Origin of the sequence: Pyxidicoccus caerfyrddinensis (assembly GCF_010894405.1) — a bacterium.
Classification (GTDB): domain Bacteria; phylum Myxococcota; class Myxococcia; order Myxococcales; family Myxococcaceae; genus Myxococcus; species Myxococcus caerfyrddinensis.
Genome location: NZ_JAAIYA010000011.1, coordinates 127,526 through 142,767, shown reverse-complemented (window position 1 = coordinate 142,767; position 15,242 = coordinate 127,526). Strand labels below are relative to the sequence as shown.

8 protein-coding genes are annotated in these 15,242 nt (G+C 72.1%); 4 read left to right on the top strand and 4 right to left on the bottom strand.

Features of this window, described 5'->3' with window-relative positions; all coding sequences use genetic code 11:
* The first annotated feature begins 23 nt into the window (after window positions 1-23).
* On the top strand, window positions 24-3,383 hold the full coding sequence (locus G4D86_RS26465) for a serine/threonine-protein kinase (RefSeq protein WP_240360485.1): 3,360 nt from the start codon (window positions 24-26) through the stop codon (window positions 3,381-3,383).
* Here the strand turns inward: G4D86_RS26465 and G4D86_RS26460 are convergent.
* Together G4D86_RS26460 and G4D86_RS26455 are read right to left on the bottom strand one after the other, a co-directional pair.
* Complete coding sequence (locus G4D86_RS26460) at window positions 3,283-3,786, bottom strand: cupredoxin domain-containing protein (protein ID WP_163996818.1); 504 nt, start codon at window positions 3,784-3,786, stop codon at window positions 3,283-3,285. The genes G4D86_RS26465 and G4D86_RS26460 overlap by 101 nt on opposite strands.
* A gap of 97 nt (window positions 3,787-3,883) precedes the next feature.
* Complete coding sequence (locus G4D86_RS26455; protein WP_163996817.1) at window positions 3,884-5,491, bottom strand: sigma 54-interacting transcriptional regulator; 1,608 nt, start codon at window positions 5,489-5,491, stop codon at window positions 3,884-3,886.
* Window positions 5,492-5,716: 225 nt separating this feature from the next.
* Here G4D86_RS26455 and G4D86_RS26450 point away from each other — a divergent pair, with 225 nt between their 5' ends.
* Window positions 5,717-8,443, top strand: coding sequence for a galactose-binding domain-containing protein (locus G4D86_RS26450; protein ID WP_163996816.1), 2,727 nt, complete (start codon window positions 5,717-5,719; stop codon window positions 8,441-8,443).
* A gap of 57 nt (window positions 8,444-8,500) precedes the next feature.
* Here the strand turns inward: G4D86_RS26450 and G4D86_RS26445 are convergent, their stop codons facing one another.
* Together G4D86_RS26445 and pcnB are read right to left on the bottom strand one after the other, a co-directional pair.
* Complete coding sequence (locus tag G4D86_RS26445; RefSeq protein WP_163996815.1) at window positions 8,501-9,436, bottom strand: DMT family transporter; 936 nt, start codon at window positions 9,434-9,436, stop codon at window positions 8,501-8,503.
* A complete protein-coding gene (pcnB, locus tag G4D86_RS26440) occupies window positions 9,433-11,166 on the bottom strand; it encodes a polynucleotide adenylyltransferase PcnB (protein ID WP_163996814.1) in 1,734 nt (577 codons plus the stop codon). Before pcnB ends, G4D86_RS26445 begins: the two co-directional genes overlap by 4 nt.
* Before the next feature lie 661 nt (window positions 11,167-11,827).
* On the opposite strand from pcnB, the gene G4D86_RS26435 reads away from it, so the two are divergent.
* Window positions 11,828-14,077, top strand: a complete 2,250-nt coding sequence (locus G4D86_RS26435) for a TonB-dependent receptor plug domain-containing protein (RefSeq protein ID WP_163996813.1) — start codon at window positions 11,828-11,830, stop codon at window positions 14,075-14,077.
* Window positions 14,078-14,105: 28 nt separating this feature from the next.
* The gene (locus tag G4D86_RS26430) at window positions 14,106-15,224 is read left to right on the top strand and encodes a hypothetical protein (protein WP_163996812.1); all 1,119 of its coding nucleotides are present in this window, start codon (window positions 14,106-14,108) and stop codon (window positions 15,222-15,224) included.
* The last annotated feature ends 18 nt before the right edge of the window (window positions 15,225-15,242 follow it).

The following is a 15,242-nucleotide window of genomic DNA, read 5'->3' as shown; positions in this document are numbered from 1 at the left end:
CTCCGGAGGCTCCCGTCTTTCCCGTGCCCGGCTGGGAGCGTTACCAGGGCGTGCGCTTCCTCGGCCAGGGCGGCATGGGGCAGGTCTTCCTCGCCTATGACCCGCGGCTGCGCCGCCATGCCGCCCTCAAGTTCGTGCGGGAAGCAGACAGCGGGCTCACCCGGCGCGTCCTCTCCGAGGCCCGCGCCCAGGCCCGTGTCGAGCACGAGCGGGTCTGCCAGGTGTACGAAGTGGGAGAGGTCCAGGGGCGCGCCTTCATCGCCATGCAGTACGTGGACGGGCTCCCGCTGAACCAGCTCGCGGGCCAGCTCACCGTGGAGCAGGCGGCCCTCCTGCTCCGGGACGCCGCCGAAGGCGTCCACGCAGCCCACCGGGCCGGCCTCATCCACCGGGACCTCAAGCCCGGCAACATCCTCGTCGAGCGCACCGAGGATGGCCGCCTCAAGCCCTATGTCATGGACTTCGGGCTGGCGCGCGACTGGAAGGCGCCGGGCCTCACCGCCACCGGCGAAGTGCTCGGCACCCCTCACTACATGGCGCCCGAGCAGGCGCGCGGCGAGGTGTCCCGGTTGGATCGACGCGCCGATGTCTACAGCCTCGGCGCCACGCTCTACTCCCTCCTGACGGGCCAGCCTCCCATCCCGGGCGACAACGGGCTGGAGGTGCTCAGCAACATCGCGACGGTCGAGCCCCGCCCGCCGCGCGCGCTCAACCCCGCCCTGCCGGTGGACCTGGAGGCCATCGTCCTCAAGTGCCTGGAGAAGGAGCGCGCGGCCCGCTACGACTCGGCGCGCGCCCTGGCGGAGGACCTGGACCGCTTCCTCGGAGGCGAGCCCGTGCGGGCGCGCCCCTCCGGCCCGGGCCAACGGCTGCGCAAGACGCTCCGCAAGCACCGCATCGTGGTGGGCGTGGCGGCCGCGGCCCTGCTCGCCGTGGCGCTCGCCGCCGTCCAGGTCGCCCTCACCCGGCAGGAGGCCAGCCGGCGCGAGGACCTCTCACGCCGGTTCACCGAGCGCGTCGAGCGCATCGAGGCCCTGGCTCGCTACTCCGGCCTCTCCCAGCTCCACGACACCCGCGCGGACCGCGAGGCCCTCCGCGGCCACATGCGCGCCTTGGAGGCCGAGATTCACGAGGCCGGCGCGCTGGCCGCGGGCCCGGGCCACTACGCCCTGGGACGCGGCGCGCTGGCCCTGGGCGACGAGGCCCTGGCCCGCGAGCACCTGGAGGCCGCCTGGAGCCAGGGCTTCCGTGAGCCCCGCGTCGCCTGGTCCCTGGCCCTGGTGCTGGGGCACCTGTACCAGGAGCAGCTCCTGGAGGCCGAGCGGCTCCGCGCCCCGGAGCAGCGCGAGTCGCGCAAGCAGGACGTCCAGCGCCAGTACCGCGCGCCCGCCCTGGACTGGCTGCGCCAGAGCCACGGCGCCGACGTGCCCTCCCCCGAGTACGTGGCGGCGCTGCTGGCCTTCTACGAGGACCGGCTGGACGAGGCCCTCACCTGGCTCGACGCGATGAAGGACCGCCTCCCCTGGTTCCACGAGGCGCCCCAGCTCCGGGGCGACATCCTCCAGGCCCGCGCCACCCGGCGGTGGAACCAGGGCGACCGGGAGGGAGCGCTGGCCGACTTCGAGGCCGGCCGCCGCGCCTACACCGCCGCCGCCGCCACCGGCGAGAGCGTGCCCGAGGTCCACAGGTCCCTGGCGAGGCTCGAGTACACCGCGATGGTGATGGAGCTCTACGGCCAGGGCGACGTCCTGCCCCCCTTCACCCGCGGGCTGGAGGCGGTCGCCCGCGCGCTCCAGTCAGACCCGGACTTCGGGCTGGCGCGAGTCCTGGAAGCGCGCTTCCACAACCGGCTGGCGGAGTACCGCATGAGCCGGGGCGGTGACGTGGAGGAGCCGCTCGAGAAGGCCCTCCTGGCCGCGCGCGCCGCCATGCACCTGGTGCCCGAGCCGCCCCGGGCCCGGATGGAGCAGGTGCAGAGCCTCTGGCGCCGGGCACGCGCCCTCCAGGCCCGGAGCCTGGACCCCGATGCCCCGCTCCGCCAGGCCGTGGCGCTGCTGGAGAGCATTCCCGCGAAGGACCAGGACTACGAGTTCCACGCCACCCGGGGCCTCGTCTTCAAGATCCAGGCGGACTACGAGGACGAGAAGGGAGAGGACTCGCGCGCCCATCGCGGGGAGGCCATCGCGGCCTACCGCGAGGCCATCCGGCTCGACGAGCGGCTGCCGGACGCATGGATAAACCTGGGCATCGCCTACCTCACGCGGGCCACCCAGCCGCGCGCCGCGGCGCCCCTGGAGGACCTGGAGCAGGCCCGGGCCGCGCTCGACACCTCGCGCAAACTCAACCCGCGCAACTACGTGCCCTGCTTCCTGGGGGGCACGCTGCACCTGGAGCTCGCCCAGCGGCGCCGGAGCCAGGGAGGCGACGCCGGGCCGGACCTGGCCACCGCCCTGGAGTTCTTCGACGACGGCCTGCGCATCAACGACCGCATCGCGCAGCTGCACAACGGCCGGAGCGCGGTCTTCATCGAGCAGGCGCGGGTGGCGTGGGACTCCGGCGACGCCCCCTTCCCCCTCCTCGAACAGGCCGAGCAGGCCGCGCGCCGGGCCATCGAGGTCGCCCCCCAGCAGGGCTTTGGCCACCACAACGTCGGCGAGGCCCACGCCGAGCGCGCCACCTGGCGCGCGCTCACCGGGGAGGACCCGCGTCCCGACCTCCTGGCGGCCGAGACGGCCTACCGGGAAGCCAGCGCGCTGCTTCCGGGCGGCGCGCACTACCCGGCCAGCCTGGCCCGGGTCCATGCCCGGAGGGCGGCCTTCGAGCTGGAGCACGCGGGGGAGCCGCGCGGGAGCCTCGACCGGGCCGAAGCGGCCCTGCGCCAGGCCTTCGAGCGCGGCCCCCGGGAGCCCCTGGCCTGGCTCGCCCAGGGCGAGGTGCGAGGGCTACGGGCCCGCTGGCTCGCGCGCCAGCGGCGGGCGCGCCCCGAGGACTTCGAGCAAGCCGCCCACGCCTTCGAGAAGGCGCTCGAGCTGGAGCCCCAGCGCCTGGACTACCGCGTCGCCTTCGGCCACTTCTGTCGCGAGTGGGCCGCCTGGCGCAGGACGGCGGGGCTGGAGCCGCGCCCCGCCCTGGAGCGCGGCCTCGCCCTGGCGGACGAGGTGCTGGCCGCGCGCCCCCGCTGGGCGGACGCGCTGCTGCTGCGCTCAAGCCTGCGTGAAGAAGCCGGGCTGACACGCCAGGCCCGCGAGGACCGCGAGCAGGCCCTCGCGCTGAACCCCCGACTCACGGCGACGCACCCTCTTCAGGGCCAGGGCCCGTTGCCACCTCCAGCGTCCCGGTCCTGGAGTCGTGGGGCATCTCGGGACACCCCTCGGCGGCCTTGATGATGTAGCTGCCCTCCGTCTTGAAGACCCGGTCGGTCTTCCCTTCGCGAGGCAACAACAGGCCGAAGTACGGCTCGGGTCCATGGACGGTGACGAGGGTCTCCTCCTCGCACAGGTTGATGAACCGGACCGTGCCCCCCACCTCGAGGCACCGGGACGGAATGAAGACGATGCCCTCTCCGCTGAAGTCGATGACCACCTCGTGGTGATAGCTCTTGCACCTGGTGGGCGCCGGGTCGGGCGGTAGCGCCTCCTGCGCGGCCTCCGACGTCGCGCCCACCACGAGCCCGGCGAACGGCAGCCCCAGCAGCAGCCCCGTCATCAGCAAGCGCGCCAGGGCCTGCCTCACACCGCGTTGCGACACCTCGGACGCATGACTCCGCAGCTCAGCTCTCTGATTCATCGCGTTGGCTCCCACGTCGGACTCGGGCATGAACACCGGGTATGCCAGAAATCCAAGACTCCGCGACAGCAGAGGCCTCCCGGCCCCGGTGCGCCCCCTAGGCGAGGCCGAGCTCCTTCACGCGACGCCAAAGCGCCCGCTTCGACACCTGGAGGCGCCGGGTCATCGCATCCAGGTCCCCCTGGGACTCGTGGAAACAGCGGGTGATTTCCTCGGCGCTCAGCTCCCCGGCGGTCCGCAGGTTCGGGCTCTTGTCTATCAAGTCGTAGATGGACGACCGGTGGATGCGGAGCTGGTCAGCGGCGGCCTGGAAGTCCCAGTCGTTCTCATGAAGGGCGGCCAGCAGCTCCGCCTCGGAAATCCCGGAGGGCTTGCGGCGGGGCGCGGCGGGGGCCTCGGCCGGGGGCGGCGGTGCGGCGGCGGGGCGGCCCGGGGGCGCCAGCTTCGCCAGGGACAGCTCCTGCTCGAGCTGGGCGTCGAGCCGCAGGCACGGCTGGCCACGGTTGCCGATGACGAGCTGCCGCACCACGTTGCGCAGCTCGCGGATGTTGCCTGACCACGGGTGGCCCACCAGGCGCGCGGCCAGCGCCGGCGGGAGCCAGGGCTCGGCGTAGGGCTCCGCGGGATTCAGGCGTCCGGCCTCCCCCAGCGCCTCCAGCTCCGCGCGAGCGAAGTGGTGGAACAGCAGCCCGATGTCCTCCCGCCGCTCCCGCAGCGGCGGCACGCGGATGGAGTAGCCGGCCAGCCGGTGCAGCAGCGGCGCCTTGAAGCGCCCCGCTTGAATCTGCTCCTCCAGGTGCGCATCCGTCGCGGCGACGAGCCGCACGTCGACGGAGACGGGAGTGCGCTCGCCCACGGGGTAGAGCTGCCCCGTCTCCAGCACCCGCAGCAGCATCACCTGCACCTCGGGGGGCGCCTCGCCCACCTCGTCCAGGAACAGCGTCCCCCCATGGGCGGCCTGGAAGAAGCCGGGCTCGTCCCGCACCGCGCCGGTGAAGGCCCCCTTGCGCGAGCCGAACAGCTCCGCGGCCGCCAGCTCACGGGGGATGGCGCCCAGGTTCACACTGACGAAGGGCCTGTCCTTGCGCGTGCCGTGCCGGTGGATGGCCTGGGCGATGAGCTCCTTGCCCGAGCCCGTCTCTCCTCGGATGAGCACCGGTACGTCGAGGTCCGCCACCCGGATGATGTGCTGGCGCACGCGCTGGAGCCCCACGCTGCTGCCCACCATGCCCAGCGCGTCCTCGGCCTGCTTCGCCGCGGCGTCCGCCAGGTGCAGCACCAGCAGCACGCGCCCGGCCAGCTCCAGTGGCACGCCCTCGGCCACCTCCTGCGCCGTCAGCTCCCATGGCGCGCGCAGCACCTCGCCGCCGACGGCCACGCGGCCCCCTTCGCTCGGCTCCAGCCGGACGCCGCCCTCCGCCGCGCCCGGCGCGAAGACGAGCGGCTTGCGGCTCAGGAAGGGGTCGGCCAGGTGCAGGCCCAAGGCCCCTCCGGGCCGCAGGAAGTCCGGTTCGTTGCGGGACAGGTGCACCGGACGGCCCGCGGCCAGCGACTCCAGCAACAGCCGCTCACCGACGCGATGGGCCTGCGGGTGCGCGGCGATGGTCAGTGCCGGGACGAGCCGGGAGCCCTCCGCGGTGAGCGGGCTTCGCGAGGCATCGGCGGTGGAGTGGTCCCACGCCGGGGGTCGGGGCTGGGAGGACACGGCCCGAAGCAAAGCAGACTTCCCGCGGCACTTCCACGCGTCGGAGCTCCACGCGTCGGAGCTCCGTTTCCACGCGTGGAAACAGCCCGCCGCCCCGGCCTGGGAGGGCCGGCCTCCTGTGAGCAGGCCATGGCACGCCGGCTGCTCTGGGCCCCGTCGCGCGGTCGCGGCTCGCCGGCATCTCGCCGGCCACCAGCGGTCGTGCGTCCCCCCACAGGCAGGCACATGGCCCTTTCACGAACCTTCATACGCCCCTGGCTCTCATGCCTCGCGGGAGCCGCGCTCCTCGGCGCGTGCTCCACGGAGGCTCCCACCGACACCCCGCCACCCGACGACACCCCCGTCGCCAGCGTGCGGGAAGCAGTGGACACCCTCCCCAACCTCGCGCTCGGCAAGCCGACGACGCAGTCGAGCATCTACCCGGGCGGCGGCGGCGAGGCGGCGCTCGCGGTGGACGGCATCACCAACGGTGACTGGAGCGCAGGCTCCGTCACCCACTCCGACTACGAGGCCCATCCCTGGTGGCAGGTCGACCTCCAGGGCACGTACGCCCTCTCCACCGTGGTCCTCTACAACCGCACCGACTGCTGCTCGGACCGGCTCCAGTACGTCTGGGTGCGCGTCTCCGAGGACGGGACGAACTGGCAGGACATCCCCCCCGCGCCGGGCACCGCGCCGACGCAGACCACCGTCACCATCAACCGCCCGGCGAGGTACGTCCGCGTACAGCTCCACAGCACCACTGCCACGGCCCTGAGCCTCGCCGAGGTCCAGGTCTTCCAGTCCTTCAACCTCGCGCTCGGCAAGCCGACGACGCAGTCGAGCGTCTACCCGGGCGTCGGCGGCGCGGCAGCGCTCGCGGTGGACGGTTCCACCAACGGTGACTGGAGCGCAGGCTCCGTCACCCACACCAACCACCAGGCCCAGCCCTGGTGGCAGGTCGACCTCCAGGGCGCGCAACCCATCTCCACCGTGGTCCTCCACAACCGCACTGACTGCTGCTCGGACCGGCTCCAGAACTTCCGGGTGCGTGTCTCCGAGGACGGGACGAGCTGGCAGGACTTCCCCTACACGGGCACCGCGCCAACGCAGACCACCTTCACCATCAACCGCCCGGCGAGGTACGTCCGCGTACAGCTCGACGGCACCAACGCCCTGAGCCTCGCCGAGGTCCAGGTCTTCGCTCCCCAATCGCCCGGGATGGCGGCCCGCGTGGGCAACGTCGTGTATGGCCACTGGATCAGCTCCGGCGGACGGTCCCCGTCCAGCCCGGCCAACCGGAAGCTCCTCGTGGACGTCTCCGGACCGAGCGAAGAGGTGACGTTCCAGCTCACCTCGTCCGCCAATGCCTATCTCTACCTGCTGGACGCGAACGACAACGTGCTCGCGGAGGATGACAACGGCGGAGGAGGCACCCACGCGCGGCTCACCCGTATGCTTCCGGAGGGAACCTACAAGCTGGTCGCGGCGACCCGCGACCCCGGCCAGAGCGCCGAGTTCACGGTCAGCGCGGACAGGGCCCTGCTGCGCTTCCCACAGCGCCTCCTCGTCCAGGCGACGAACCAGTTCGAGTGGATCTACAGCGACATCAATTCGGGAGCCAAAGACGCCGTGACCGTCTACCGCGCGAAGCTCGACCAGCATCCGGGCTACTACTCGCTCGGAGACGTGGCCATGCCCGGCCATGGCAACGCGCCCTGGATGACCTTCGTGGTGTCCGGCGAGGGGGACCTGCTCGCGCCTCCGACCGACTACCAGTGGATCTGGAACAACGAGGGCTCGCCGGGAACCTACAGGGTTTCCTTCTGGGACCCCGTGCCTCCGGCGGGCTACACCTGCCTGGGCACCGTCACGACGCTGGGCTACGAAAAGCCCTCCACCCAGCTCATCCGGTGCGTGAAGAGCGAGTACGTGCTCCCGGGCACCTCCACCTATGTCTGGGACGACGCGGGCTCTCACGCGAAATACAACGTGAACCTGTCGCAGGTGGACCCCAAGGATCACCGGGGCCTGAGCCTGTCCACCTTCAAGGGCCAGCAACACTACGGCCCTTCCGACCTCAGCCGCTTCTGGGTCCTCAACAAGAGCGCCACCGCCAACCCGGAGCTGAGGGGGCTGCCCGTGGACGGGCAGACGGCAATCCAGTTCGCGCCCCGCATCTGGCTGCACTGGGCGGAGTCCTACTTGCCCTCCTCGGTCGAGTACTTCCTGGCCAATGTGTACGACAGGGGCGACTACCTGGTCACCAAGGAGCACCTGGGCTGTGACTCCTGCACGAACCCGCCATTCCTCAAGGGCCAGAATCCGGAACAGAAGCACGTGCCGCTCTATGTGGAGGTCGTCCACCGCACGCAGGGAGACCAGCCCACGAACATCACCGACCTCATCTACTGGACCGTCTACCCGTACAACAATGGCAAGCGGGTGTGCCTCGGATTGTACAATGACTTGATTGGATGCATGGGCGAGTACTCCACCTTCGGCAACCACGTGGGAGACCTGGAGCACATGACGCTGCGGTTCATCGATGGCCGGCCGCACCAGGTGTTCCTGAGCCAGCACTCGGGAGGGCAGACGCTGCTCTACGGCTCCAAGTGGCTGACCCTCCTGGGCTGGAACCCGGAGCTCTACGCTGCGCTGGGCTCGCATGGCCTCTACCCGGAGCCGGGCCGGCACACCTACAGGGAGCTCTTCAACGGGGACTCCCTCTTCGACGACACCAGCCGCGGAATCCCCTGGGACGGGTGGGTGCGGCCGGTCGTCTTCCCCTGGCAGCAGCCGGGCACGTACACCGGCAGCCTGGCCTGGCTCAACATCACGGGCCGATGGGGCAACCCCAAGTCGGGCTGTGCAATCGCCGAGCGCTGGACCGGCGAGTGCGTGCTCAACTCCGGGCCGGAAGCGCCCATGATGAGGGACTTCGCGCATCCACCGGCCCTGATGCTGGAGTGAAGGAGCTGACGCCCGCACTCCCAGGGAACGAGGCGTGCGGGCGGCGGGGCCTGGACGTCAGTCCGCCGCCGGCACCATGTCCGGCGGCGGGGGCTGGCGCAGGGCCTCTTCGCGGGCCATCAGCACCACGCCCACCAGGGCCATGCCTCCACCGAGGAGCTGCACCATATCGGGCGTCTCGCTCAGCAGCAGCACGGCCCACAGCGTGGCCAGCACCGGCTCGCCGAGGGCCGCCACCGAGACGAAGGGCGCGGACAGGTGGCGCACGGAGGCATTGAGCATCGAGTGGCCGATGAGCTGCGGCACCACGGCCAGCCCCACGAGCACCCACCAGGTGCGCGGCGTGAAGCCCGTGAGCGGCGAGTCCACGAAGGCGTGCGCCACCAGCAGCGCCACCGCGGCCACCGAGTACACGACGCCCACGTAGGTGCCCAGCGACAGCGCCTCGCGCACGCGCCGGCCGATGACGAAGTACGCCGCGGCCAGAATCGCGCCCAGCACCGCGAGCACGTCGCCCCAGAGTGCCTGTCCTCCCAGCGCGAAGTCCCGCGCTCCGATGAGCACGCTGCCCGCGAGGCACAGGCCGATGGCGCCGAGCCCGCGCGGACCCACGCGCTCGGACAGGGACAGCCAGGCGAACAGCACCACCCAGATGGGCGTCGTGGTGACGAGCGCCACCGAGCTGGCCACGGTGGTGTACTGCAAGGACGCAATCCACGTCGCGAAGTGCAGCGCCAGGGCCAGCCCCGACAGCGTCAGCCAACCCCACGTGCGCGGGGTGAGCGCGGAGAACTCACCGCGGCCCCGCAGCAGCGCCAGGAGCAGCAGCGGCACGGAGGCGAAGGTGAGGCGCCACGCGGAGATGGCCAGCGAAGGCGCCTCCGCGAAGCGGATGAGCGGGGCGGCCCAGGACACGGCCACCACGCCCAGCATCAGCCCTCCGTAGACCCGGGCCCGCGAGGGGCTCGGAGTCGTCGGAGTCGGAAGGCTCAAGCGTCGCCCGCGTCGGAGCCCGACGCGGACGAACCAGACGACGCCCCCTCACCGGAGGCCCCGCCCCCGGAAGGACGGCGGCGACGGCGACGGCGGCGGCGCTTGCGCTGGCCTCCGGCGTCGGAGCCCTCGCTGTCGGCCGCATCCGCGCGCGGCGGCGGCACCTCGCCGGACTTCCACGCGTCCAGCTGCTCACGCCCCTCGCTGGTGGCCTCCACCGTCATCTCGAAGACGGTGAGTGCCTCGCTGAAGAGCGGGTGGCGCTTGAAGGCGGCGCTGCGGCGGCGGCGCTCGCCGGACAGCGTGCGCTGGGCCAGCAGCAGCATGCGGCAGCGCTCGGCGATGCGGCGGGGCAGGCGCGCGGACTGCACGAAGCCCGCGAGCAGGTCCTCCACCACGTGCGACACCGACGGGCGGGCCCCCTCCTGCGACGCGGCCTGGGCCTGCTGCGCCTCGTCCTGGCCCGGCGAGCGGCTGATGGGCATCAGCAGCGTGGCCAGGAGGATGGCGTCGTCCAGCGGCTCGCCCGCGGCGACGCGCCGGTCCAGCGCCTCGGCGAAGGCGTAGAAGGTCTTCTCGCCCTCCTTGCCGTGCTGCTTGAGGTACGCATTCACGGGCGGCAGGAGGATCTTGAGCGCGTCGAGCGCGTCCAGCAGCTTGAGCGCCGGGGCGGACACGCCGCCGCGGATGAGGCGGAAGGTCTCCTCCAGCAGGCGCGCGGGCGCGCAGCGCGGCAGGTCCTCCACCGCGCCCTCCATGGCCGCGTAGGTGCGCGACTCGATGTCCAGGCCCAGCTTCGCGGCGAAGCGCACGGCGCGGAGGATGCGCACCGGGTCCTCGCGCATGCGAATCTCCGGGTCGCCAATCGTCCGGATGAAGCGCTCGTCCAGATCCCGGCGGCCGCGGACGTAGTCGATGACCCGTCCCTCGGCCACGTCGTAGAAGAGGCCGTTGATGGTGAAGTCGCGGCGGCGCGCGTCCTGCTGCGCGGTGCCGAAGACGTTGTCGTGGGTGATGAGCAGGTCCTCACCGGACGACTCGCCCTCATCCTCTCCAACGGGGGCCGGCTCCAGCTCCGTCGGGTTGGCGCGGAAGGTGGAGACCTCGATGATCTTCCCGCCCTTGAAGTAGACGTGCGCCAGCCGGAAGCGCCGGCCGATGAGGCGGCAGTTGCGGAAGATGCCGCGCACCTCGTTGGGCGTCGCGCTGGTGGCGATGTCGAAGTCCTTCGGCTTGCGGCCCAGAAGGAGATCGCGCACGCAGCCGCCGACCATGTACGCCTGATGGCCGTGCTGGTGCAGGCGCAGCACCACCTTGAGGGCGTCCGGGTCCAGCTCGTCCGGGTCGATTTCCGCCGGCTCGCCGGTGGGGCGGACGTGGGGCGCGTGCAATTCGCGCTCGTAGGGGGTGGGCTCGGGCTCGGGCTCGAGGACGACGGGGACCTGCTCGACCTCCTCGTCGCCGCGCTCCGCGGCGTCCGCGGCCTCGGCGGCGGCGAGCACGGCCTCGGCGGACAAGCCGGTCTCGTCGAAGACGCCCTCGGCCTCGTCGTCGTCGGCCTCGTCGTCGTCGACCTCTTCATCCGCGCGGGCGGCCTGGGCGGGCGGCTCGGGGGACTCGGGGGTGGGGGTGGAAGGAATTTCGGTTTCGGAAGGGGCCGCGTCGGCGGCCACGGGCTCGGAGGCGCTGGCCCGCTCGGGGGGCGCCGACAGCTCCGGGTTTGAACTCATGGGAACCTCTTGTGCGCCGCGCTCGGAAGTCGCTGCCGCCTCGAAGGAGGCAACCTCGCGCGCGTCAGTTTCGGGCGCAGGTGGCAGCGTCATGCCGGCAGGCGGCGTTTCAGTCGAATCTCGCGTCATCGCCAATAGACGCCCCCCAGGGGGCGCTTCAAGGGCAGCCGTCTATACCGCATCCACCCGGCCAGGGAGTAGCGAGTGAAGACAATGTTGACCGGCGTCACCGGGCCGGCGGGGGCCACCGGGCCCTCGCCGCTGCGTCCTCCCCGGGGGGTAGGGTCTTCCCCGCACCCCCACGGGCGGATGGGCGGGGAATCCCTTCGCGGTGGAACATTCGGGGAGACGTGGAAGGTCATCCTGCTCCGGGCTCGCTCCGGGTACGTCGAAGGGTGTCGCTCACGTGGCTGACTGGCCTGAAACGCGTGGAAACACCCGTTCTTCCGGGGCACTTTGTCCCGTATCAACACGCCACGCACGTGAAACGTTCTGGAGGCCGCCCGGGAAGCGGGCTGCGGGCCGCTCGGGCAGGGGCCGGGCGGGAGATGCCGCATGGCTGGTGGGCGGGCAGGCAAGCTCGGAGCCGGTGGCGGTCCCCAGGTGCGGCCACGAGGCTGACACGGCGCGGCGCCCGGGTATCGTGGGTCTTCCGGTCCTGATGCGTCTTCCCCGTCCCGCCCCGTCCGTGCGCTCCGCCCTGCTCGCCCCTGGCGTGGCGTTGGGGCTGCTGTGCGGCGCGCCGACGTGGGCGCAGGACCTGGTGGCGGCGGACAGGCCCGTTCAGGCGCAGGCTCCGGCGGACCCGCACAGCGAGCCCTCCAACCGGGAGACGGTCATCTCCGGCCAGGCGGCCACGGAGGACGCCCCGGAGGGCCGCGCGTCGAGCACCGTCACCCGCGCGGACCTGGAGCGCCGGCTGCCCCGCTCCGCGCCCGATGCGCTGCGCTGGGAGCCAGGCGTCTTCGTGCAGCAGACGGCGCACGCGCAGGGCTCGGCCTTCGTGCGCGGCCTCACCGGGCAGCAGACGCTGGCGCTGTTCGACGGCGTCCGCCTCAACACGAGCACCTGGCGCCAGGGGCCCAACCAGTACTTCTTCACGCTCGACTCGCGCACGCTGGACTCGGTCGAGGTGCTGCGCGGCGGGGCCTCCACGCCCTACGGCTCGGACGCGCTGGGGGGCGTGATGTTGGCCCACCCGCTGGAGCCGCCCCGACAGCCCACGCCCTTCCGCCCCACCTTCTTCCTGCGCGGCGCCACCTCGGACAGCGAGCGCGGCGGGCGCGTGCAGGTGCAGGGCGCCACGGAGCGGCTCGGCTTCATCGGCGGCGTGGGCGGCCGGCGCATCGGTCTACTGGAGAGCGGCGGCCCGGTGCGCAACCTCACGGACGGACAACTGCCGGAGGTGCCTCGCTTCGACGAGGACGACCGCACGCAGCTCGGCACGGGCTTCGATGAGGTGACGGCGGACGGGCGCCTCGTGTGGCGGGCCAGCGCCACGGACTCGCTGACGGCGGCGGCGTACCTCTATCGCCAGTTCAACGCCCCGCGCACGGACCAGTGCGCGCCGCCCTTCTCCCGCTTCGACGAGTGCCTCCAGTACGACGCGCAGTTCCGTACGCTCGCGTATGCGGCCTGGTCCCGAGCGGAGCCCGACGGCCTCACCGCCCGCGCCACTCTTTCGTGGCAGCAGCAACACGAGCAGCGCACCTTCAACCGACCCGCGTTCGCCGTGGTGGACCGGGGCACGGACACCGTGGACACCCTGGGCGCCACGGTGCGCGTGACTCCCAAGCCGTACACCGTGGCCTCACGGCCCCTGCGCCTCACCTTCGGCGCGGACGGCGCGCAGGACTTCGTGCGCTCGAAGGCACGCACCACCTTCACCGCCCTCGAGGTGGAGTTGGTGCGCAGCCGTGGCCAGTACCTCCAGGGCTCGCGCTACTTCACGGGCGGCGCCTTCGTGGATGCCGAGTGGTCGGTGCACCCGGACGTCACCGCGCGCGCGGGCACCCGGCTGGGGCTCGCGTCCGCGCGGGCCCCGGAGGACGTCGAGTCCGGCACGCTCGCCGTCAACAACACGTGGGTGCCCTGGGTGGGCCACGCGGGCGTCGAGTGGCGGGCCGCACAGGTCCTCACGCTGCTGGCGCACGTGGACCGCTCCTTCCGCGCGCCCAACCTGGACGACCTCACCTCGCGGCAGCAGACGGGCCCGGGCTTCCAGTTCGAGAACGCGGCGCTGTCTCCCGAGCGCGCCACCACGCTGGACCTGGGCTCACGCGTGCACACCCGCCACGTCACGCTGGAGGGCTGGGGCTTCGCCACCCGGCTGGACGGAGCCATCAGCCGGCGGCCTCGCAACGTCACGGACTGCCCGCCGTCGACGCCGCAGTGCAATGCGTCCTGGTCGCGCTTCCAGCTCGTCAACGCGCCGGAGCGGAGCATGCTCTACGGCCTCGAAGGCAGCACGCGCGTGCGCCTGCCCGCGGCCTTCATCGCACAGGCCGGCATCGCATGGACCTGGGGCGAGGGCCCCAACCTCGCGGACCGTCCCAGCAACCCCGACGTGCCCTACTCGCCTCGCGTGCCACTGTCGCGTGTGCCTCCGCTCAACGGCACCGTGGAGCTGCTCTGGGCCCACCCTTCCGGCCTGTCCGCGAGCACCGGCCTGCGCTGGGCGAGAGAGCAGACACGGCTGGCGGTGGCGGACCGCTCGGACGCGAGAATTCCGCTCGGCGGTACACCGGGCTACGCGGTGCTCGAAGCGCGAGCCGCGTGGCGCTTGGGGACGCGGTTCGTCGTGGCCGCCGTGTTGGAGAACGTGACGGACGCGGCATACCGTTCGCACGGCTCGAGCGTGAATGGTCCGGGCCGAGGACTCGTGGTTTCCCTGGAGGCGACTCCCTTCTGAGCGCCTTCCCCCGCAGGAGAAGCAATCCATGAAGCGCATCTTCCTCTCCCTGGCCGCGGTGGCCCTGTTGTCCACCGCCTGCGACGACAACGACCCGAAGCCCACGGACCCGCCGGACGCCGGCGGCACCGACGTCGACTGTCCGAACCCGCCGCACTACACGGAGAACGTCACCGCCTGCCAGCCGGCCGCCACGGACTACCAGCCGCGCAACGCCACCGCGAACAACAGCACCACGGACGCGTGGCCCGCGTGCATCTCGGACGAGAACACGTACTCGCCCATCGACCCCAACATCTCCACCGTGGCGCGTGTGGCGGCGTTCGACGAAATCGCAACGAAGTTGTGGAAGGGCGGCAAGGTCCCCACTGCGCAGGAGTTCGTGGAGACGTACGACCTGTACACGCAGCCCGAGGGCATCGGCTCGCGCGTGCAGCGCCGCGAGGACGTCCACTACCCGGCGGCGCCCAACGGCGGAAGGTGCCGGGACGAGGGCGTGCCGGCGACAGCCCCCGACCGCTGCGTGGGTCCGGCGAAGCTGCTGCCCATCATCACCGACGCCTTCACCCGGGGCGGCAAGGGTGAGGCGCCGCGCGTGCAGGCCGCGCGAATCGAAGCGGCGCTGCTCTGGTTCTTCTACGTCTCCCCGCTGTCCGAGGTGATGAGCTGCGGCAGCGCGCCGAAGGACTGCGACAGCGCCTGGGCCTACTACACGGGCGGCACCGCGCGCGGCGAGCCCAAGGGCCTGGCGCGCTACGTGCGAGAGCTGGCGCCGGAGACGCACGAGCGCGCCTATGACGCCGCGCTCGCGGTGCGCTGCTGGCGCAACCTGGACAACGAGTCCGGCACCGCGGCGAACACGGAGCTGCAGCTGCGCGCCCGGAATCAGTACGACAAGGCGCTGCTTCGCGGCACCGCGCTCATCCTCCGCCAGCGCCTGACGGAGCTGACGTGCGGCAACGAGGAGGGCTCGCAGGCGCGCATGGCCTTCATCAACACGCTGGGCCCGTTCTTCGACCGCGCGGTGCGCGAAATCAATCCGCCGAAGGCCGACGTGCTGAAGGCCGAGGTGGCGAAGACGAACGCGGAGGACGTGGACGTGGACGCCGCCGTCGCCGCGCTCGACGCGGTGTTCCCCTGCCCGTAGTTCCGTGAGTCCACCCGC